The 21,680-nt window shown below is 44.9% G+C and carries 15 protein-coding genes and 1 tRNA gene; 4 read left to right on the top strand and 12 right to left on the bottom strand.

Annotated elements, in window-relative coordinates; all coding sequences use genetic code 11:
- Positions 1-6 precede the first annotated feature (6 nt).
- The 3 genes from AAC147_RS17515 to AAC147_RS17505 form a co-directional block, all read right to left on the bottom strand.
- Positions 7-4,488, bottom strand: a complete 4,482-nt coding sequence (locus AAC147_RS17515) for an RHS repeat-associated core domain-containing protein (protein ID WP_081989074.1) — start codon at positions 4,486-4,488, stop codon at positions 7-9.
- Positions 4,489-4,501: 13 nt separating this feature from the next.
- Positions 4,502-4,921, bottom strand: a complete 420-nt coding sequence (locus AAC147_RS17510) for a DUF1795 domain-containing protein (protein WP_047683248.1) — start codon at positions 4,919-4,921, stop codon at positions 4,502-4,504.
- Between the two features lie 72 nt (positions 4,922-4,993).
- Complete coding sequence (locus AAC147_RS17505) at positions 4,994-6,898, bottom strand: type VI secretion system Vgr family protein (protein ID WP_047683246.1); 1,905 nt, start codon at positions 6,896-6,898, stop codon at positions 4,994-4,996.
- 725 nt (positions 6,899-7,623) lie between these two features.
- Here AAC147_RS17505 and AAC147_RS17500 point away from each other — a divergent pair.
- Complete coding sequence (locus AAC147_RS17500) at positions 7,624-8,739, top strand: class II histone deacetylase (RefSeq protein WP_047683244.1); 1,116 nt, start codon at positions 7,624-7,626, stop codon at positions 8,737-8,739.
- Between the two features lie 49 nt (positions 8,740-8,788).
- On the opposite strand, the gene ilvC is transcribed toward AAC147_RS17500, so the two are convergent.
- Positions 8,789-10,267: a ketol-acid reductoisomerase gene (gene ilvC / locus AAC147_RS17495; protein ID WP_047683242.1), complete on the bottom strand. Its 1,479-nt coding sequence runs from the start codon at positions 10,265-10,267 to the stop codon at positions 8,789-8,791.
- A 185-nt stretch (positions 10,268-10,452) separates the two neighbouring features.
- On the opposite strand from ilvC, the gene ilvY reads away from it, so the two are divergent.
- Positions 10,453-11,349 (top strand): HTH-type transcriptional activator IlvY, encoded by an 897-nt coding sequence (ilvY, locus tag AAC147_RS17490; RefSeq protein ID WP_047683240.1) that lies wholly within the window; start codon positions 10,453-10,455, stop codon positions 11,347-11,349.
- Between the two features lie 56 nt (positions 11,350-11,405).
- Here the strand turns inward: ilvY and ilvA are convergent, their stop codons facing one another.
- The 6 genes from ilvA to AAC147_RS20220 form a co-directional block, all read right to left on the bottom strand.
- Positions 11,406-12,953: a threonine ammonia-lyase, biosynthetic gene (ilvA, locus tag AAC147_RS17485; protein ID WP_081989072.1), complete on the bottom strand. Its 1,548-nt coding sequence runs from the start codon at positions 12,951-12,953 to the stop codon at positions 11,406-11,408.
- Between the two features lie 2 nt (positions 12,954-12,955).
- The gene (gene ilvD, locus AAC147_RS17480) at positions 12,956-14,806 is read right to left on the bottom strand and encodes a dihydroxy-acid dehydratase (protein WP_047683238.1); all 1,851 of its coding nucleotides are present in this window, start codon (positions 14,804-14,806) and stop codon (positions 12,956-12,958) included.
- Between the two features lie 97 nt (positions 14,807-14,903).
- Positions 14,904-15,830 (bottom strand): branched-chain amino acid transaminase, encoded by a 927-nt coding sequence (locus tag AAC147_RS17475; protein ID WP_047683236.1) that lies wholly within the window; start codon positions 15,828-15,830, stop codon positions 14,904-14,906.
- A 24-nt stretch (positions 15,831-15,854) separates the two neighbouring features.
- Complete coding sequence (gene ilvM / locus AAC147_RS17470) at positions 15,855-16,112, bottom strand: acetolactate synthase 2 small subunit (protein ID WP_038268543.1); 258 nt, start codon at positions 16,110-16,112, stop codon at positions 15,855-15,857.
- Positions 16,109-17,755 (bottom strand): acetolactate synthase 2 catalytic subunit, encoded by a 1,647-nt coding sequence (gene ilvG, locus AAC147_RS17465; RefSeq protein WP_047683234.1) that lies wholly within the window; start codon positions 17,753-17,755, stop codon positions 16,109-16,111. Before ilvG ends, ilvM begins: the two co-directional genes overlap by 4 nt.
- Before the next feature lie 139 nt (positions 17,756-17,894).
- Positions 17,895-17,987: an IlvGEDA operon leader peptide gene (locus AAC147_RS20220; protein WP_145956602.1), complete on the bottom strand. Its 93-nt coding sequence runs from the start codon at positions 17,985-17,987 to the stop codon at positions 17,895-17,897.
- A 563-nt stretch (positions 17,988-18,550) separates the two neighbouring features.
- Here AAC147_RS20220 and AAC147_RS17460 point away from each other — a divergent pair.
- Positions 18,551-20,077: a YifB family Mg chelatase-like AAA ATPase gene (locus tag AAC147_RS17460; protein ID WP_047683232.1), complete on the top strand. Its 1,527-nt coding sequence runs from the start codon at positions 18,551-18,553 to the stop codon at positions 20,075-20,077.
- Positions 20,078-20,133: 56 nt separating this feature from the next.
- Here AAC147_RS17460 and AAC147_RS17455 read toward each other — a convergent pair whose 3' ends face one another.
- Positions 20,134-20,472 (bottom strand): DUF413 domain-containing protein, encoded by a 339-nt coding sequence (locus tag AAC147_RS17455; RefSeq protein ID WP_047683230.1) that lies wholly within the window; start codon positions 20,470-20,472, stop codon positions 20,134-20,136.
- Positions 20,473-20,588: 116 nt separating this feature from the next.
- On the opposite strand from AAC147_RS17455, the gene hdfR reads away from it, so the two are divergent.
- Positions 20,589-21,425 carry an HTH-type transcriptional regulator HdfR gene (hdfR, locus tag AAC147_RS17450; protein WP_047683228.1) on the top strand — a complete coding sequence of 279 codons (837 nt, stop codon included), beginning with the start codon at positions 20,589-20,591 and terminating at the stop codon, positions 21,423-21,425.
- Between the two features lie 161 nt (positions 21,426-21,586).
- Here hdfR and AAC147_RS17445 read toward each other — a convergent pair.
- Positions 21,587-21,662, bottom strand: a tRNA-Trp gene (locus AAC147_RS17445).
- Positions 21,663-21,680: the final 18 nt, after the last annotated feature.

Here is a 21,680-nt window from a genome sequence, read left to right as displayed (position 1 = left end):
TCATATTTACCTTATTGTAACCTGACCAGGAAACATCGCTTGTACAGGCTTCCCGCATTTCGGACACGGTACTGATATTCTAAGACTCCCTGGTGGAGGTGTATTTTCCTTACGAACAGTAATCACGATTGCGCTTGGATCTTGATGAGTAATACGCACCGCATTATTCCACTCACGTTGAGACATTCCCTGTATATTTCCCGTGTCTACCGTTTGAACATAAATAGTACGCTGATTAGCATCCACAAATGTCATATCTGTATATGATCCTCCCTTACGACCTGTATTACCAGAAAGGGGTTTTAAATACGTTTCTCTTAATTCTCTAACCGGGTTAGAGTTTTTTTCGCGTCCGCCTTGCATATGCTGAATACCAGGATTTTCAGTCAATATTTGATCTCTAATCTTCTCCATATGAGTTCTTGTTGCAGCATTACCACGACGACTCAATCCTAATGGATCAATATGCTTAAGAGGATTTGGTGCATATTGGTAGAGATTTAATCCGCCTATTAATCCTATGGGATCCGGCGTCAAATAACATCCCGCTACCGCCGAGTAATACCTGAACCGATTGTAGACCAGCCCGCTCTCTTCATCCAGCCACTGGCCGGCGAATTTTAGTCCTGGATCAAATTGTGAATTTTCTCCCGCTACTCCAAGGCGCATTCCATACAAAGAATGCACAGGTTGGCGCCAGACTCGATGCCCTTGCGAATCAAACAATGCCAGTGGCTCCCCCGTTGGGGCACAGACTGCATAGTGAGTCTGGATTTCACCTGCAATCAATTCATCACGGTTTTCTGGATCAGGCGTGAAAAACTGAACCTGCTGCGCCAGTAACTGCCAGCCGTCGAACACCAGATGGCGGATGCAGTGCAGGCGGTTGTGCCGATACTCGCGGATTTCCGCCGGCACATCGCCATCCCACAAATATGTTGTGCGCATTCCGGCTTGCTGGCAAATTTTCTCAGTACGCCGCCCAAAGGCATCATAGCGATAGTCCCATTGCTGACCACCCGGTGTTAGTACGCCAATTAACTGATTTTGGCTGTTCCAGCGGAATTTGGTGAGCTGCGGGCGATGGCCTTCTTGCCATAACTGCATCGCCGTCATTCGGCCAGCATCGTCATATTCAAATAGATGCTGACCCAAGTGTCTCAATCGATGTCCTTTTTGATAAAGCCGTTCTCCGTCAATGTCATTGATGCCGTCGAAACGGCGGGATGGATAACCGCAGGAGTCATATTGATAATGTTCCCGCAGCCGATCACCATCACTGACTGAGGTCACTTGTCCATTACCATTGACTACATAACGTAGCCACTGCCGTTCATCATTCGCCGCTACTAAATTAAGTGCATCGTCATAACGATATTCACGATCTAATCCTGCTAATGTCGGTTGCGGGAGATCCGCCACTTCATGGGCGGCAAAAAACTCAGTATTACGTCCGGCACGCTGGGAAGTGAGCAGCCCCATTAACGAGTGCTCCTGACGCAGGATAAAGCCCTTATCAGACTGGCGATGCCATTCGTTACCATCCTTATCCCGCTCGAAGGTCAGAGAATGATCACCATTGATTGCCAGTAAATTCAGTTCTCCAACCTTATTAACAGCGGTTTTTGCCTGCCAGAGTCGGCCGTCGTGTGTATGAAGCTGCCTTTCTGTTGTGGTGTTATCAGGATATTCGCGGCGAATTTCCCCGTGTGGTTGGGTTTCCCGGATAATACGGCCTTGCTCATCGTATTCGAATGTTAAAGGAGTAGTGTCAGGCGCGGTGATTTCCAGCAGACGTCCGATGAGGTCATAGCTGTAGTTGGTGGTTCCTTCCGGTGTATGTACGGCTGTCAGTCGTTGTGCGGCATCGTATTCGTAGCGAGTGATATTGCCTGGTGCATCACGCTTTTCAATGCAGTTTCCGTTAAGGTCATAAGCGTAATGCCATTGGGTATCCGCATAGTCGGTTTCAGTAATCACCTGCCCGTCTGCATCCAGTGTATAGCGGTAGCTTTCCCCTTGTGGCGTGATCACTTCCAACAATTGCAGACTGTCAGAGTCATAACGGTACTGCCAGCGGTTTCCTTCTCCATCCACACGTGCGAGAGGTAAATCAAATGGCCCGTATTCAATCTGCCATTTTACGCCATGAGCATCTGTCCATTCGGTCAGATTGCCGTGACGATCATGGCGGAAACGCTCAATACTGTTATTGGGTCGGTCACTTAAAGAAATGCGGTGATGACGATCATAATCCCAACGCCAAAGGGCACCACCGCTAGTCGTCATTCGGCGCAGACGATCCTGGCTGTCATAACCCAGTTGCAGACTGCGGTTTTCTTCATCAAACAACTTAGTCAGGCGTTGATGACGGTCATACTCCCAACTGCGCTTATTGCCATCACTGTCTTCTACGGCGGTGATCAAGCCAAACTCGTTACGGGTCAGAGTGGTCTTATGCCCATCTGGTGCGATAAAACATTCAGGATTACCTTTATTGTCGAATTGTTGCCACCAAACTCGTCCGAGTGGGTCTGTCATGCTGATAAGGCGATCGGCATCATCATAGTGATAACGCCATGTTGCCCCGATGGCATTAGTAAAAGCGGTCACTAATCCGGTATCTGCGAGGTAATCAAGGGTAATAATTTCGCCTTTTGGTAAAATCTGGCGGCGCAAATTTCCCCATTCATCGTATTCATAGCGCGTGACACTACCGCATGGTGTTTCCACCTGCGTGACTTGTTGCTCATCATTGTAATGCCAGGTCGTCGTATGGCCTTGTGGCGTGGTTGAATGGGTGATGCCTGGTTCATAGGAGAGATGAACCGGATAGAAACCCCCAGATCCGACGCTATAAATACAGCGCCCCTGCTCATCATAAACGTAATCCACCGCAGTTTGATCATGATCAGACCACTGGCTTATTAAGCCTTGTTCGTTGTATTCATAAAACAGGTGATAGGTTTGTGTACTGTCTGCATCAGCCAGCCAGTCGTTATCGTGATAACCGTAACGCGCCAGCATTTCATTCAGGCCATTATCGGTACGACGGATCTCTTCCAGTAATCCATTTGCGCGGTATAGCAACACTAATTCTGGGCCATCGCTATGGGTAACCTTAACCAGTTGCTGCTGTTCACTGTAATGAAACTGGATGGTGTTATCGTTATTGTCGCGGTATTCGGTCAGCCACAAACGTTGGGTGCTCTCTTTGTCTGGGTCAGCCTCCGTGGTTGTAGGGAAGACCGTTGTAGGAAAGACAGTCGCGGGGAAGGTAAAATATTTACTGATTAAACTGTCGCGATCACTCAGGATAAGGCCTTGCTTATACCGGCTCAGTCTGAAATTGGGGTGTTCAGGGTTGATGCTGTGATCGTAACTGGCTGGCAGGGCGAAAAAGAGTGAGGCACCTTCGGTTGTCAGAATTTCTATTCGATCCCCTGTAACAAGGACACATTCGGAGAAGTTATCCAGCCAGTTTTCCCCTAGCAATCCGCGATGACCGGGTGACCAACTACGGATAAATTGCAGTGGTATCGTCTGCCCTAACTCGATATCGATACGCTGATCAAACAGAGCGCCGGTGGTAACGTCTATCGGGTCTCCCGTAAAGAATCTTTTGACACTTTCCGTATAACGCTTCAGGCCTTTATTATGTTTGAAAGCGTGTTTGGCACAACTGATGGTTTTGAGTGTGACGATTTCTTTGATTTTTCCGGGGACATTTTTGATTTTTTTAGCGGCCATTTCGGCACCTTTTTTAGCTCCGTTGATAGCAGCTTTCCGGCCTGCTTTGGTAGTTAGTTTTGCAATGCCTTTTACGGCTCCTCGTGATGGCGGGACGAGAAACTCCACGGCAACGAGCAATGCCCGCTGCCAGGCTGAAAACTCTTCCTGTATCTCAAGATAGGTTTCTTGACCTGAGCCGATAAAGACTTTGCTGGCACCGCCTTTGATAGTTGAGCCACACTCCAGTTTATCCTTAATCCGCGCGGCGGGCTTTTCGTTGATAAAGACGCTTTCACTGCCCTGAGCGATGCGTGGCGCGGGATGATTTTTGCAAGCTGCTGTGTCTAACTCCACCCGCGCGGCGGGCTTGCCTTCGATAAAGACATTAGGTGAACCCGTGGCGATCACACCGGCTGGCGGGTTACAACTATCAATGGCGTCCGTAACCGCTGAGCTGGCTTTACTTATCACATCACCTAGCGCCATAGTCCACATCGTGCCGACAGCCATAATTGCAAATGTAGCCAGCCCCCCGGTTGCACCTATCAGAAGTGCAGCCGCGCCAAATACTGCTGCACCGAGCAATGCACCTACAACCGCCCCCGCAAGTGCCCCTAAAAAACTTTTATGCTGAATGGGGTCTCCTTTACGTGCCGCCGCCGGGCCTGGCTCTCGTGCTGCCGGTTGGGGCTGTTGGCTTGCATGAGTTGCGCCCACTCTTGCAGTACGAAGGACAATTTCATCCATTAATCCCATAACTGACCTCCTGTCATGTCGCCTGAAAACTACTGACGATTGCCAGCAGAGCGTTACGCTGCCCTTCCTCAAACGGCTGTGGAGAAGTCAGGTTAAAAGCCAACAGCAAATTCCCCCATATTTGCAGCACAACAGTCTGGTGCATCTCACCTTCCGGGCTTTGCCATTGGTAGTCCAGCCGCCAGGCGGGTGCACCGCTCAGTTTCATCTCCAGCCTTTGGTGCTCTTTATAACCGGGGAGATGGGTTTCAAACTGAGTTAATGTTTGGGCGTAGTAGGCGGTATGGTCGGAACCCATCGGTACGGGTGTACGGTTAATCACCAAATTAACGCCACTGTCATCCGGCAGGACAAATACCTGCATCGATTCATCACGCCAGTCAGATGGAATAGTTAAGGTTCCTTCATTCATTTGATAGGGTTGTTTATTCATGGGTGTCTTCCTTTATCACTCTTTTTTGGTCTATGTAGCTATCGTGTTCCACGTGTGTTTTGATTGGCTCGGCTAGTTCAGTTGAACCTGTTCCTTGCCGTTGATGATGATATTTCTGCCGGAAATATGGATATTGCCCTCTTTGTCCAGTGTGATACTGGCACCGCCTACGCTGATTTGGATGCCACCGTTGACAGACTGGATAGCAATGTCTTCTTTGGCGCTGAGCTTACTTTTTTTCTCCACTGTAACTTGCCGATTACCGTGAATAGTACTGGTCTCCTCGCCGGTCACTTCTTTGATGCGATCTTTACGGACGGATATCACCTGATTGTTGCCGATGTTTTCGGTGTGGTCGTGCATCACCTGTGTGGTACGGTCTTTGAGGACAGTGGTGTTCATATCATTCAGAACGGTGGTATTCATATCTTTCTGGGCATGAAGAGCGAGTTGTTCACTGCCTTTCGCATCCTCAAACAACATTTGGTTATAGCCTTCTCCCTTATGGGTTTTGGAACGAAACGCCATTTGGGTTTTGCTGCCCGGCAAGCCGCCGGGAGGAATGTTGCTGGCGTGATAGGTTCTGCCGATAACGATGGGTTGATCTGGATCGCCATGTAAGAAGTCAACTACAACCTCTTGGCCGACACGGGGAATAGCGAGCATTCCCCAGCCTTGTCCCGCCCACGGATGAGTAACCCGTATCCAGCAAGAGCTTTGATCGTCACTGCGGCCATAGCGATCCCACGGAAACTGGAGTCGAACACGACCATATTGGTCACAAAAAATTTCTTCTCCGGCAGGGCCGACGACTTTGGCAATTTGTGGCCCATCAACGATCGGTTTAGGCAATGGAGAAGGACGCCAGGTCTGGGTTTGGCGAATAAAGCTAAATTGGCTGTTTAGTGTCGTACCGCTGCCACTGATTTCCTGTTCTAACGCTTGTGGTTGATAACCCGTATGGCTGGCGGAAATCACCTGCCACGGTTGATTCCACTCTTCACGCGGATGGTTGGTCAGGGTGAATAGCCGCCCCGGTTGGATGGCGATGGCATAACCGTTGCCATGTCCTGTCAGCGCATCATTACGTAGTGCTTCGAGCCGGTAGCGGGTAAAAGCAGTACCATGTTGTTCATCTTTGAAACGTCCGGGATAATCGTAATGCTCGTAATAGAGCTTTTGGAGATTGTCCTCTTTCATTTGCTGGCTGAATTCTGCTGCCCAGGCCGGATTCTTAAAAGTGTAATCCTTAAGTTGTACCTGTGCCGGCCGGACCTGTGCGCGGTTAGTGATGTGACTAACAGAAACATCACCTGTAGGACTTTGTTCACTGGGTTGGTAAGGAAGTTCGATACCCAACGGTACTGAACCAGCATCATCGGCAAAGACCAGCGTATTACGCCCGTTGCCACACTCAAAAAAATAAAAAATGCCTTCTTCTGCGGTCAAACGCTGGATGAAAGTGAAGTCACTTTCCTGATATTGCACACAAAATTCACGTTCTGGGTGTGGCTGGCGCAAACTAAATACCACGTCACGAATGCCGTGTTCCTTTAAAATAGTGGTGATAATGGTAACGATATCCCGCTGTTGGAAGATGCGTGAATTTTGGCGTAGTGTTGTACGCCACAAGTCAGGACGGATAGTCATCTGGTAGGTGGTTTGATGTAGTCCGGTATTCCCTTGTTCAAAGCTGGATACCATACCACTGATGCTTCGTTGTTCGGTTTCTCCCTGCAAAATCGTGAGTGTGGCAGTGTGATCGAGCACAGTAGAAAAATCGATAGAGGGATTAGCACTTGCCAACCCAATATCAAGTTGAAAAGGCTGTGAAAAACCTTCTGTCAGTGCGAAATCAGTGACAACAAAAGTTTGGGGCGGCAGGCTGCCTGCTGTCAGAGTAAATAAAAGTCCGCCGGATGAATGACCGCCAGTTTTACGGCTATTCTGAGAAATAATGCTCTTTTTCAGTGACATAATTATTCGTCCTTATTTAATGTCGCTATTAGTGCGATATTTGGGTAGCTGTTATCCTTAATTTCTCTTTTAACCAACGATTCGCCGGGAATATTTAATGTGGGAATATTAAGGGCGATCAGGAATGGTATTGTTTAAATTTTTTTCGCTCAGATAATAATCGACAAGATATAATAGGTTTTTATTTAGTATAAAAAACAGTCATTATAATGTGATTGTAATCACTCAATAATTTATATAAATCAAATGATTAAAAACAGAACATGGGGTTGAAAATCAAGATGCTTATCTGTGGGTAGCGAATGAAACGAGTATCTAAATAAAATAATCATTTACTTCAGTTAGCTATTTTCACAAGATGGAAGTACGCGTAAAAGATATATTAAAATAACAGAAATAAAAGTACAGCGACCCCCATTTCAATGGAAATACTTCCCCCAAAATAATAAATAGTCTTATTTTAAAATGAGTTAACAATAAATAAAAAACCTATCCAATTAATTACCTTAGCTTTTCTCAATTGGTCATTAATCATGATATCCATCAATCAAAAATAATTATTTTAGTAGTTATCAGATTCACTGTTCTTCCATAGATTTATTACTTTTCTATATGTAATAGTGGCTATCAATACATTGTAAAAATAACATCCATTTCATCTGTTTGATTGGTATAGCAATAATAAATATTTTATTTTTATAATCGTCAGCCAAAGAGGATACAATATGTTACGTAAAACAGGTTTTTTCTTTGATGAAAGCTGTTTCTGGCACACTACCGGATTACAACATGTCGTAACGCTTCCAGTTGGCGGATGGGTACAACCACCATCCGGACCAGGTCATGCCGAATCACCAGAAACTAAGCGCAGAATGAAAAATTTAATGGATGTTTCTGGCTTAAGCCACTCATTACAACTGTTAGGGGCTGATCCTATTGATGAAACAACCTTAAGGCTTATCCATCCAGAAGCGTATTTACAGAATTTTAAGTCGCTGAGCGACTATGGTACAGGTATGCTTGGTTCTGAAGCCTCTGTAGGACCAGGCAGTTATGAAATCGCCAAATTATCTGCCGGATTAGCCTGTGCGGCAGTGGAAGCCGTCCTGCACGGTGAACTGGACAACGCTTATAGTCTGTCCCGCCCGCCCGGACACCATTGTCTACCAGATAAAGCCATGGGATTTTGTTACCTTGCCAATATCTCCCTTGCCATTGAGCGGGCCAAAAAGCAGTTTGGGCTTGGCCGGGTCGCAGTCGTTGACTGGGATGTTCATCACGGTAACGGAACACAACATATCTTTTGGGAACGTGCTGATGTTTTGACAATTTCATTGCATCAGGATGGTTGTTACCCCGAAGGGTACAGTGGTGAAGATGATATCGGGGCAGGTAAAGGAGAAGGCTTCAATATCAATATTCCACTCATGGCAGGAGCCGGGCACAATAGTTACATGTATGCTATGGATCAAATCGTTCTTCCCGCATTACAGCATTATCAACCCGAATTGATTATTGTCGCCTGTGGATATGATGCCAACTCCTTCGATCCACTTGCCAGAATGCAGCTCCATAGTGAGAGTTTCCGGGAAATGACGCGTAAAATACAGCAGGCAGCAGATGCATTATGCGATGGAAAACTGGTTGTCGTACATGAAGGTGGTTATTCCGAACTCTATGTGCCGTTCTGTGGCTTGGCCGTACTGGAAGAATTGAGCGGTGTCCGCACTAAAGTTCAGGATCCTTTACTGAATATGATTAAGGCTCAACAACCGAGAGAGCATTTTGATACATTCCAGCGCCAGGAAATTGATGAACTGAAGCAAAGATTTAACCTGTAACTGAAATTATGCCCGATACACAATATATCGGGCATACAATAGATTGGCATTATCCGCCGACAGCAATACGTTTCATATCTGTCATATAACCACGTAAAGTCCGGCCTACAACCTCAATTGGGTGGTTACGAATAGCGTCATTAACATCGCGTAATTGGGCATTATCGATACCTTTATCGACAGCGGCCTTGCCTAAATCCCCGGTCTGTAGGGTTGGCATGAATTTTTCCTGCAATAATGGCACCGCAACATAAGAGAACAAGTAGTTACCATATTCTGCCGTATCAGAAATCACTACGTTCATTTCATAGAGACGCTTCCGGGCAATGGTATTCGCAATTAATGGCAGTTCATGTAGTGATTCATAATAAGCGGACTCTTCAATAATGCCTGAATCGACCATTGTGTCAAATGCCAGTTCTACCCCGGCTTTAACCATAGCAACCATCAGGACGCCATGATCAAAGTATTCTTGCTCGCTAATATGACCGTTGTAATCAGGATAGTTCTCGAATGGCGTTTGACCTGTTTCTGCACGCCAGGTCAGCAGATCTTTGTCATCATTCGCCCAGTCAGTCATCATAGTGGAAGAGAATTTACCAGAAATAATGTCATCCATATGTTTTTGGAACAGTGGAGTTAAAATGGTTTTCAACTGTTCAGAAAGGGCATAAGCACGCAGTTTTGCTGGATTAGAGAGCCTGTCCATCATCAAGGTAATGCCACCTTGTTTCAGGGCTTCTGTGATAGTTTCCCAACCAAACTGGATCAATTTACCCGCATAACCCGGATCTGCGCCATCAGCCACCAGCTTGTCATAACACAACAGGGAACCTGCCTGTAACATCCCACACAGAATCGTTTGCTCACCCATCAAATCAGATTTCACTTCTGCCACAAAAGAGGATTCCAGAACTCCTGCACGATGACCTCCAGTTGCGGCTGCCCATGCTTTCGCAATTGCCATGCCTTCGCCTTTTGCATCGTTTTCCGGATGGATAGCAATCAGAGTTGGAACACCAAAGCCACGCTTATATTCTTCACGCACTTCCGTTCCTGGGCACTTCGGAGCAACCATCACAACCGTGATGTCTTTACGGATCTGTTCCCCCACTTCGACAATATTAAAACCATGAGAATACCCCAAAGCCGCACCGGCTTTCATTAACGGCTGAACGGCCTGTACAACCGCAGAGTGCTGTTTGTCTGGGGTCAGGTTAATGACCAAATCAGCTTGTGGGATCAATTCCTCATATGTGCCAACGTTGAAACCATTTTCAGTTGCCTTACGCCATGATGCACGTTTCTCTGTAATGGCTTCTTTACGCAGAGCATACGCAATATCCAGGCCAGAATCACGCATATTCAGCCCCTGATTCAACCCTTGAGCACCACAGCCGACAATCACCACTTTCTTGCCTTTTAAATACCCTGCCTCGTCAGCAAATTCTTCCCGTGTCATAAAACGACATTTGCCTAACTGCGCCAATTTCTGGCGTAAGTTCAATGTATCAAAATAATTAGCCATGGTGACTCCGATATAATGAGGTGTGATGTTATTTGCATAAAGTCAATATATGACATGAAATCCATTGCTTAAATTGATATATTGACAACACTATATTGCAATTTATGCAACATGTCTTTTTTGTAACAATCTTCCACCATACGACGAATATATAGCGAAAAAACCCAGAAAAAGGCAAAAGAACGATGGACTTACGTGATCTAAAACTGTTTTTGCATCTTACAGAAAGTTGTCATTTTGGTCGTACAGCCAAAGCTATGCATGTCAGTCCATCCACGCTTTCACGCCAAGTTCAGCGTATTGAAGAACAATTGGGGCACTCACTATTTCTGCGAGATAATCGGACAGTAAAACTGACCTTCGCAGGCGAGCAGTTAAAGCAATTTGCCCAACAAACTCTGCTGCAATATCAGCAATTACTCCATTCACTGAATCACCAAAGCCCATCTTTAACGGGAGAATTACGCCTTTTCTGTTCGGTCACTGCCGCTTATAGCCATCTGCCACAAGTTCTGGATAAATTTCGGGCCGAACATCCTTTGGTGGAAATTAAACTGACAACGGGGGATGCCGCAGACGCTGTTTATAAGGTGCAATCTGAAGAAGCAGATTTGGGCATTGCAGGTAAACCAGAAAAACTGCCTGATAATGTCCGCTTTACCAAGATTGGTGAAATTCCGCTAGTACTGATCGCACCTTCTTTGCCTTGTGCAGTACGAACGTTTGCTACACAAGAGCAACCAGACTGGAATGCAATCCCATTTATTTTGCCGGAACACGGCCCTTCCCGTAAGCGTATTGAGCTTTGGTTCCGCCGGCACAAAATTAACCATCCACAGATTTATGCTACAGTTTCTGGTCATGAAGCGATTGTTTCTATGGTTGCTTTAGGTTGTGGTATTGCGTTAATCCCTGCGGTTGTCGTTGAAAATAGCCCGGAGCCGGTACGCAACCGTATATTATTGTTGGAAAATATTTCGTTGGTGGAACCATTCGAATTAGGGGTTTGTGCTCTTGGCAAGCGGCTACATGAACCACTGATAAAGGCATTTTGGGGATTATTATCTTATGAAATAACGTGATCCCATGAAAAAAATAGCACTCTAAAAGGTGCTATTTCTCATAATATTAACTGTTTCTATTTCAACAACAGATTAAACGAAGGATTATCAGTCTCATCATGGTATTCATAACCCAACTCATCTAAATGGCGATCAAAACAGATTTCCGAACCTGACAATTCAAAAGCGGCCAGTACACGTCCGTAATCTGTGCCATGACTACGGTAATGAAATAGTGTGATATTCCAGTGTGCTCCTAATGTTTGCAAAAATTTCAACAATGCTCCCGGTGATTCGGGAAAAGCAAAGCTAAATAACCGCTCCTGCAATAGTCTGGGTGGTCTTCCACCGATCATATAACGAACATGCAGTTTCGCCATTTCATCATCAGTAAAATCAGATACCTGATATCCCGCAGTTTTTAGTTCTTCAATGATTTCAATACGTTCAGCATTTCCACGTCCCAATCGTATCCCAACAAAAATACAGGCTTTATCTGGGGCGGTAGCATCTGAATAACGGTAACTGAATTCTGTCACAAAGCGGGCACCCAGTATCTGGCAGAAATTCAGGAAACTGCCTTTTTGCTCAGGAATAGTTACCGCCAGCAAAGCTTCACGCTGCTCCCCTAGCTCACAACGTTCGGAGACATAACGTAAACCATGAAAATTCACATTAGCGCCAGAAAGAATATGTGCGAGTCGCTCCCCCTTAATCTGGTGCTGCTGGACATATTTCTTCAACCCCGCCAGCGCCAAAGCTCCGGAAGGCTCTGCAATCGCTCTGACATCTTCGAAAATATCTTTCATGGCTGCACAAATGGCATCACTATCTACCGTAATCACATCATCAACATATTGCTGACATAAACGGAATGTTTCATTACCAATACGTTTAACGGCAACACCTTCCGCAAATAACCCGACTCTCGATAAATCAACGGGATGTCCAGCATCCAGCGCGGCTTTCAAACAGGCAGAATCCTCAGCCTCCACACCAATAACTTTCATTTCTGGTACGAGTTGTTTGATGAGCACTGCAATACCAGCAATCAATCCACCCCCACCAACAGGAACAAAAATGCGATCAAGATGAACATCTTGCTGTAAAAGCTCCATCGCCAAAGTTGCCTGACCAGCAATCACAGCAGGGTGATCAAAGGGTGGTACGAAGGTGTAACTATGTTCTTTTGACATCTCAATCGCTTTTGCTTTCGCTTCATCGAAATTTGCACCATGTAATAGCACTTCACCACCAAAACTGCGTACTGCATCAACTTTAATATCTGCTGTAGCTATCGGCATCACTATAGTGGCTTTAACGCCAACCTTACTGGCCGATAATGCAACACCTTGTGCATGATTGCCCGCAGATGCGGTGATCACACCCTTAGCTCTTTGCTCTTCCGTTAAGCGGGCAATCATCGCGTATGCACCACGCAATTTGAAGCTGTGTACCAACTGACGATCTTCTCGTTTAACCAAGATAGTGTTCTCTAAACGAGCAGAGATTTTTTTCATTTCCTGTAATGGGGTGACTTGAGCAACATCATAAACTGGTGCACTCAGTGCGGCTTTGAGATATTCCGCTCCGTTAGGTTCAGTATTAAGAGGATAAACCGCCACAATCAACTCCCCAACTTAGTCTTATCACGTACAGCTCCTTTATCAGCACTGGTCGCTAATGAAGCATAAGCTCGCAATGCAAAAGAGACCTGACGCTTTCGGGATTTAGGTGTCCACATATTATCGCCACGCGATAATTCAGCTTGTTCCCGTTCAGTCAGCTCTTTTTCGCTGACATCCAACTGGATTTTACGGTTTGGAATATCAATATTGATGATATCGCCGTCATGAACCAATCCAATCAAGCCACCATTAGCTGCTTCAGGAGAAACATGTCCAATCGATAACCCAGATGTACCTCCTGAAAAACGTCCATCAGTGATCAAAGCGCAACTTTTCCCCAATCCCATTGATTTTAGGTAAGTGGTTGGATAGAGCATTTCCTGCATACCAGGACCACCTTTCGGGCCTTCATAACGAATAACCACAACGTCCCCCGCAACAACTTTTCCGCCCAAAATCGCGTCTACTGCCTCCTCCTGACTTTCATAAACTTTAGCAGGGCCACGGAAAGTGAGAATACTTTCATCCACTCCTGCGGTTTTCACGATACAACCATCCGCGGCAACGTTACCATACAAAACAGCCAGTCCCCCATCTTGGCTGTAAGCATGCGCACGTTCACGAATACACCCTTCTTTCCGGTCTGTGTCCAAAGATGGCCAACGACAATCCTGCGAGAAAGCTTGGGTAGTACGAATTCCTGCTGGCCCCGCCGCGTACATGCTCTTAACATCGTCATCTCCTGTCAGCATGATGTCGTACTGAGCCAACGTTTGTGGCAAGTCCAAACCCAGAATGTTTTTCACATTTCGCTGCAACAATCCAGCACGATCCAGTTCACCAAGAATACCAATTACTCCACCTGCTCGATGTACGTCTTCCATATGGTATTTTTGAGTACTTGGCGCCACCTTGCATAAATGGGGCACTTGACGAGACAGACGATCAATATCTGCCATAGTGAAATCAACTTCTCCCTCCTGAGCGGCTGCCAATAAGTGCAGAACAGTGTTTGTCGACCCTCCCATCGCAATATCCAATGTCATGGCATTCTCAAATGCAGCTTTGGTCGCAATATTACGTGGCAAAGCGCTGCCATCATTTTGTTCATAGTAACGTTTGGTTAATTCAACAATGCGCTTACCCGCATTGATAAATAGGGTCTTACGATCTGCATGTGTAGCAAGTAGCGATCCATTACCCGGTTGCGAAAGCCCCAGTGCTTCTGTCAAACAGTTCATTGAATTCGCGGTAAACATGCCGGAACAAGAACCACAGGTCGGGCAGGCAGAACGTTCGATTTGCTCACTTTGTTCATCACTGATATTCGGATTAGCCCCCTGGATCATCGCATCAACCAGATCCAACTTGATGATCTGATCGGATAACCGCGTTTTACCCGCTTCCATCGGGCCTCCTGAAACAAAAATAACCGGAATATTCAAACGCAGTGATGCCATCAACATGCCCGGTGTGATCTTGTCACAGTTGGAAATACATACCATCGCATCCGCACAGTGTGCATTCACCATATATTCGACCGAATCGGCAATCAGCTCACGAGAAGGCAGAGAATAAAGCATTCCTCCATGCCCCATTGCGATGCCATCATCAACTGCGATGGTGTTAAATTCTTTTGCAACTCCACCAGATGCCTCAATCTGTTCAGCCACCAGCTTGCCCAAATCCCGCAAATGAACATGCCCGGGCACGAATTGAGTAAATGAGTTCACAACGGCGATAATAGGCTTACCAAAGTCCGCATCAGTCATCCCCGTAGCACGCCATAAAGCACGAGCCCCTGCCATATTGCGGCCATGAGTTGTCGTGGCAGAACGATATTTAGGCATTATTTTTCACTCCCATGTCTATCCAATCAGCATCAGAAAACAGGCGGGGAACGAGCCGCCTGTTAAATTTTATCTTCGTTATAAAGGAATCAGGTTATTAAGGATTCACTGGATCTAACCAGCCCCATTTATCTTCTGTCGAACCATCAAATAGGCCGAAGAATGCACTCTGAATTTTTTTGGTGACAGGCCCACATTTACCAATTCCAACCTGAATACCATCTACACTACGGACTGGAGTAATTTCTGCTGCTGTTCCGGTCATAAAGACTTCATCAGCCAGATAGAGTGATTCGCGGGAAAGGGTCTGCTCACGAACTTCCAGACCGAGATCCTGTGCCAACTTGATAATGGCATCTCGAGTGATCCCCGGTAACGCAGCAGAAGTGAATGGCGGGGTGAACAAAACACCATTTTTGACTTCAAATAGGTTTTCACCCGCACCTTCTGAAATATAGCCATGAACATCCAAAGCAATCCCTTCCTGATAACCATGGCGCCGGGCTTCACTCCCCACCAGCAAAGAAGATAAGTAATTACCCCCCGCTTTTGCCGCTGTTGGAATTGTGTTTGCCGCAGCACGGTTCCATGAAGAAACCATCGCATCAATGCCTTGTTCTAGTGCTTCCTCTCCAAGATACGCTCCCCACGGAAAAGCGGCAATAATGACATCTGTTTCATAACCCGCAGGAGGATTTACCCCCATTCCCACATCACCAATAAAAACCAATGGGCGAATGTAAGCGCTGATTAATTTGTTCTTGCGGAGTGTTTCACGACAAGCTTCCATTAATTCATCGACACTCTGGCTCACGGGCATACGGTAAATCTTGGCTGAGTCATGCAAGCGCTGCATGTGTTCACGATGACGAAAAATAACAGGCCCTTTGTGCGAGTTGTAACAACGGACACCTTCAAATACTGACGTTCCGTAATGCAGGGCATGGGACATAACGTGTATTTTTGCATCAGCCCAAGGAACCATTTCCCCATTGAACCAAATATAATCAGCTTGCTTTGTCATTCTTTTGTTTCCTTCAAATGCGCACTATGCGCTTATCAATTGTGATTTTTTGTGTTGTATCTCAACATCAGCAACATCAACCAGCTTCATCAACTGGGAAAAAAGCAAATTCACAGGACGCTGACTGGCGACAGTGAGTTCAATACTTACATTATCACTATCTATTGTATGATCCATATTCAATGCGCATATCTGAAAACCACGATGGCGGGTAACCCTCAGAATTCTTTCAAGAATTTCAGGACAAAATCGTGCCTGAATAGCAAGTTGATGCTGCATCATAATGATCTCTCCAACATATTTGCGTTACTTGCGCCAGGTGGAACCAATGGCCAAACATTTTCTAATTCATTAATGGATACATGTAGTAAATAGGGACCTTCACTGTTGAAAAGAGCATCTAGCGCTGTATTAATTTGCGACTTGTCTGTAATGTGTTGGCCTGGAATATCAAAGGATTTTGCCAAGGTAATAAAATCAGGATTATCGGTTAAGATAGTTTCGCTATAGCGTTTATCAAAAAATAATTCCTGCCATTGCTTAACCATCCCCAGACGCTGGTTATCCAGCAAGACCATCTTGATAGGTAATTTTTTGCGTCTGATAGTGCCTAATTCCTGAACATTCATCATGAAAGAGCCATCACCGGATATACAAATGACCATATCCTCTGGACGAACCATTTGTGCACCAATCGCTGCCGGGATACCAAATCCCATCGTGCCCAACCCACTGGAAGTAATGAAATTCTCAGGCCCATCGAATGTCATATGTTGGGCAGTCCACATCTGATGCTGTCCCACATCGGTGGTCACAACAGTATTGGTTGGCTTGCGCTCAGATATCTGTTTTAACAATGCGGGAGCATAAATACTGTCCCCCTGATGGTCATAGCGCCATGCATATTCATTTTTTAACTGTTTCACTTCTTGTTGCCATGCCTTGATCGACAAAGGTTGCTGTAAATGAGGCAATAACGTTTTTAAATTTCCCAATAATGAAACATTTGCCTGACGCAACTTGTTTAATTCAACAGGGTCGATATCTAAATGGATGACTTTGGCGTACGGAGCAAAGGTGTTCAGTTTCCCGGTTACCCGGTCATCAAAACGAGCTCCGGCAGCAATAAGCAAATCACAGGATTGAACCGCGAAATTGGCAGCCTTTGTGCCATGCATTCCCAACATTCCCAAATAACATTCATGCTCAGCATCCGCAGCCCCCAATCCTTTGAGTGTAGAGACAACAGGCAGCCCCGTTTCTGTCACTAAACGGCGTAATTCAGGCACCGCATCTGACATTCCAACGCCTCCCCCGATATACAAAATAGGTTTTTTGGAACAAGCCATCATATGGCGAGCTTGTTCCAATTCACGCTCAGGCAGAGAAGATAGGGCAACGACAGGCATTAAGTAAGGTGCGAATTCGCCTTGTTTTAACTGAATATCTTTCGGTAAATCCACCAAAACGGGGCCAGGACGGCCTTCCGTGGCAATGGCAAAGGCTTCGGCCATAACTTGAGGCAATTTTTCCAGCGATTCCACCAGAAAACTGTGTTTGGTACAGGCAAGAGAAAGTCCCAACATATCGATTTCTTGAAAAGCATCTGTACCAATAACTTCAGAACTTACTTGACCAGTAATAGCAACGACGGGAACAGAATCCAACAAAGCATCAGCTAACCCGGTAATCAAATTTGTTGCGCCAGGCCCTGATGTCGCGATACAAACTCCAGGCTTACCACTTGCCCTTGCATAGCCAATGGCAGCCATAACCGCTCCTTGTTCATGGCGGCACAACAAATGTTCAATACCGCCATCATACAAAGCATCATACACAGGCATAATAGCTCCGCCTGGATAACCGAAAACTTTCTCAACTCCCTGCTTTCGTAATGCTTGTACGACCCATTGAGCCCCGTTCATACCATCCTCCTATTGCGTTTACTCTGTCAGTACCAGTGTTGTGATGTTGTTTTATGTTCGTTTTTTGGTATGTGTAAAAAAAAGCCCCCGCTCCTTTTCGGTGCGGGGGCTTCTTCGTGAAATCTGGCTATCTTTCTGTCTACGCCTTCCTTCGTTCAAGTGCAGCCCCGCACGGTAGAATAATCACTACCACGCTAATAATTAGGCTAATCACTAGAACAAATTTACTCATAATTCTTTTCGTTCTCATTCATATGTTCGATGTATATTTTACAAGTATCACTTTCTATAATTGTTGACAATCATTATTTTAATTTTTTATTTGAAAAATAATTTTATTCATATTTTTCATGTGGATAACTAAAAGTCCAGCAAAGTTAACAGCGCTCATTCCTTTAATGAAGATAAAAAATTACTATCTATATGTTTCATAAAATAATTAATAAGATAAATTACACAAATACAATTTAATCAGCTAATTGCAAAACAAAAGTGTCAAAAGAGACATTTTTATGCGACAGTATCATTATAAACAAAAAATAAAAACAACTAATTAGTTCATCTAATGAATAAAATAATCAACTAAATGATAATACCTTATGAACTTATTTCACATATCCCACAAAGATCATTTCCAAACAAAAAACCATAAATAACAATATATTGAGAATAAGTAAGTTTAAAGAAACAATAAAAAATAAATATATTTTCGAGTACCTTCGCAAAATAACAAAAGGAGACTTTTTATTATTTTTTATCAATTCATGATAATTGCTTTCTTGCTAAGGAGAGCACATGACACTCGCAATCATCTATACACGGGCAACAATAGGTATTGATTCTCCCATCGTCACAATAGAAGCACACATCAGTAACGGTTTACCTGGTTTAACACTGGTTGGTTTGCCGGAAACGACAGTTAAAGAAGCCAGAGATCGTGTCAGAAGTGCTTTGATCAATAGCGGTTTTACCTATCCGCCAAAAAGAATCACAGTTAACCTGGCTCCGGCAGACCTTCCCAAAGAAGGAGGGAGATATGATTTACCTATTGCTATTGCAATTTTGGCCGCTTCTGAGCAAATTCCGCCAAATGAATTGCATAATTATGAGTTTTTGGGAGAGTTAGCGCTTTCAGGTGAGATACGTAGAGTTATGGGAGCCATTCCCGCAGCACTCAGTGCCAAAAATGCAGGTAGACAATTGATTTTATCCACAGAAAATCAAACAGAATTAGCTATCTTATCCCAAAGTGAAACGTTATTAGCCAATCACTTACTACAAGTTTGCCATTTTTTACATGGCGAAAAAGCAATATTATCTTCTCCCTCCCCTGTTGCTCCACAAAATGAGCCACCACTGTTAGATCTACGAGACATTATTGGACAAGAGCAAGCCAAGCGTGCTCTGGAGATCACTGCCGCAGGTGGCCACAATCTTCTGCTACTTGGTCCCCCCGGTACAGGTAAAACAATGCTAGCCAGTCGGTTATGCGACCTATTACCGTCTCTAACGCATCAGGAAGCACTGGAAGTCGCGGCTATCAATAGTCTGGTCGGTCAGTCAATTAATCCCAAAAAATGGCATATACGACCGTTTAGAGCGCCTCATCATAGTTCATCAATGGCCGCTCTCGTTGGTGGAGGCTCAATCCCTAAACCCGGAGAAATTTCACTTGCACACAATGGCGTTTTATTCTTGGATGAATTGCCTGAGTTTAACCGGAGTGTCCTTGATGCATTACGTGAGCCACTAGAATCTGGCGAAATTATCATATCTCGTGCAAAGGCAAAAGTTTGTTTTCCTGCCCAAGTCCAATTGATTGCGGCCATGAATCCAAGCCCGACAGGATATCATCAGGGATTACACAATCGCAGTAGTCCACAACAAATATTGCGCTATCTTTCCAAGCTTTCAGGTCCTTTTTTAGATCGTTTTGACCTCTCCATTGAAGTTCCTCTACTCCCGCCGGGTATCTTGAGTCAATCATCAACAAAACATGGTGAAAGTAGCCATGAAGTCAAAAAGAGAGTACAAAATGCCAGAAACATACAAATAGAGCGGTGTGAGCATGTAAATGCACATCTTAATCGTCAACAAACTGAATGTGTTTGTAAACTAAAAATGGAAGATGCCGTTTTTCTGGAAAACACTTTACTAAAGTTAGGACTGTCTGTACGTGCCTGGCACCGGATATTAAAGGTTTCACGTACGATTGCAGATTTGAAAGAGCAAAAGAGGATAGAAAGGCCGGATATTATGGAAGCTCTTAGTTACCGAAGTATGGATAGGTTACTTATTCAGTTGCAAAAGCAGATTGGATGACGTAGAAGAGGGGCTAATTCGCCCCTCTTGATGGACCCATCATCCCAATGATGATATTAATCATCAGAATCAGTATAGTCCTCAGAAGGATCTAACTGTGGTTTTCCACCGGAAAGAGTATGGAAACGTTTTGGACGGCTAATTTTCGCCAAATACTTAGCCCATACTTTTTCCTCTGTTGTTACAGGGAGACGCTCACCACGGCAAACGGCGACAAACAATTTTTCTTCGTCTGTTTGTGGTTCACGTTTGCCAAGATCCAATTCATTGAACGCATGACCATGACGTTCTAACAATTGGGCCTCTTTGATGGTGAAATCCCCGTGACGAGAAAACCCGCGTGGATAATTTTTATTATCAAAAAAACGATTAGTCGTGATGAAGCTTTCAGCCATCTGACACACTCCTAACTCTACAGTCATACTAATTATGGCGCGGAGTATTAGGGAGGCTTGACATTCTGTAAAACAAAATATTTAAATCTTAACGACAAAAACTATTGGAGATGCATGTGGACACCGAATTACTGAAAACCTTTTTGGAAGTCAGTAAGACTCGTCACTTTGGTCGGGCAGCTGAATCACTCTATCTAACACAATCCGCCGTTAGCTTTCGGATCCGACAACTAGAAAATCAGTTAGGTGCTAATTTATTCACACGACATCGCAATAATATTCGCCTGACTGCGGCTGGCGAGCGCCTTGTCCCCTATGCAGAATCGTTAATGAATACTTGGCAGTTAGCAAAGAAAGAGATCAACTACGTCTCACAACATACAAAGCTCTCTATCGGTGCTACAGCATCCCTATGGGAAGCCTACCTAACTCCTTGGTTAAATATGTTTTATCGGGATAACCAAGGAATGAGAATCGAATCAAGAGTCTCTACACGTCAGTCTCTGGTCAAACAACTGCACTCGCGTGAATTAGATCTTTTAATCACGACAGAACCCCCAAAAATGGACGAATTCCAAAGTCAGGTGATCGGTAGTATTCAACTTGTTTTATTAACAACACAACATAATCTCGAACAAGGCATAGAAAATTACATCAAACTCGAGTGGGGAGCTGATTTTCACCAGCAAGAACAACAGATTTTGAAAAATGATCATCCACCAATCATTACAACCACTTCGGCCCATATCGCCAGAGAATTATTAGATAGTGTAAATGCTGCCACATTCTTGCCCATACACTGGCTTGATGATTACCCTAATCTCATCACGGCTCCCAATAATGAGCCAATCAAACGGCCTCTATATGCCGTCTGGCTGCAAAATAGTGACCAGCATGCATTCATCCAACAGTTATTAAAAATACCTGTTGAAAAAGCACCTGCAACAAGCTGATAGCGTTCTACGAAAAGTCTTAAGGATAGTGTGTACCGGAGATCTAAGCGGATGTGTATAGCGATCTGATTTTGATAATGCGACGAATAAAAAAGAAAAACCCAGCTAAAATTAGCTGGGCTATTAATCTGAAAACTATTCAATTATTACTAGTTATTAACTGGCAGGGGCGGAGAGGCTCGAACTCCCAACACCCGGTTTTGGAGACCGGTGCTCTACCAATTGAACTACGCCCCTAAATACGGTGGCGGTGCG

This window comes from Xenorhabdus sp. NBAII XenSa04 (assembly GCF_963866145.1).
Classification (GTDB): domain Bacteria; phylum Pseudomonadota; class Gammaproteobacteria; order Enterobacterales; family Enterobacteriaceae; genus Xenorhabdus; species Xenorhabdus indica.
Note: the sequence above shows the minus strand (reverse complement) of the source record. Positions and strands in the feature narration are given on the sequence as shown.

Excerpts from the sequence above, each read along its gene's own strand:
- AAC147_RS17515 (WP_081989074.1), bottom strand. The coding sequence starts at position 4,488 with ATGGGATTAATGGATGAAATTGTCCTTCGTACTGCAAGAGTGGGCGCA.
- AAC147_RS17510 (WP_047683248.1), bottom strand. The coding sequence starts at position 4,921 with ATGAATAAACAACCCTATCAAATGAATGAAGGAACCTTAACTATTCCA.
- AAC147_RS17505 (WP_047683246.1), bottom strand. The coding sequence starts at position 6,898 with ATGTCACTGAAAAAGAGCATTATTTCTCAGAATAGCCGTAAAACTGGC.
- AAC147_RS17500 (WP_047683244.1), top strand. The coding sequence starts at position 7,624 with ATGTTACGTAAAACAGGTTTTTTCTTTGATGAAAGCTGTTTCTGGCAC.
- ilvC (WP_047683242.1), bottom strand. The coding sequence starts at position 10,267 with ATGGCTAATTATTTTGATACATTGAACTTACGCCAGAAATTGGCGCAG.
- ilvY (WP_047683240.1), top strand. The coding sequence starts at position 10,453 with ATGGACTTACGTGATCTAAAACTGTTTTTGCATCTTACAGAAAGTTGT.
- ilvD (WP_047683238.1), bottom strand. The coding sequence starts at position 14,806 with ATGCCTAAATATCGTTCTGCCACGACAACTCATGGCCGCAATATGGCA.
- AAC147_RS17475 (WP_047683236.1), bottom strand. The coding sequence starts at position 15,830 with ATGACAAAGCAAGCTGATTATATTTGGTTCAATGGGGAAATGGTTCCT.
- ilvM (WP_038268543.1), bottom strand. The coding sequence starts at position 16,112 with ATGATGCAGCATCAACTTGCTATTCAGGCACGATTTTGTCCTGAAATT.
- ilvG (WP_047683234.1), bottom strand. The coding sequence starts at position 17,755 with ATGAACGGGGCTCAATGGGTCGTACAAGCATTACGAAAGCAGGGAGTT.
- AAC147_RS20220 (WP_145956602.1), bottom strand. The coding sequence starts at position 17,987 with ATGAGTAAATTTGTTCTAGTGATTAGCCTAATTATTAGCGTGGTAGTG.
- AAC147_RS17460 (WP_047683232.1), top strand. The coding sequence starts at position 18,551 with ATGACACTCGCAATCATCTATACACGGGCAACAATAGGTATTGATTCT.
- AAC147_RS17455 (WP_047683230.1), bottom strand. The coding sequence starts at position 20,472 with ATGGCTGAAAGCTTCATCACGACTAATCGTTTTTTTGATAATAAAAAT.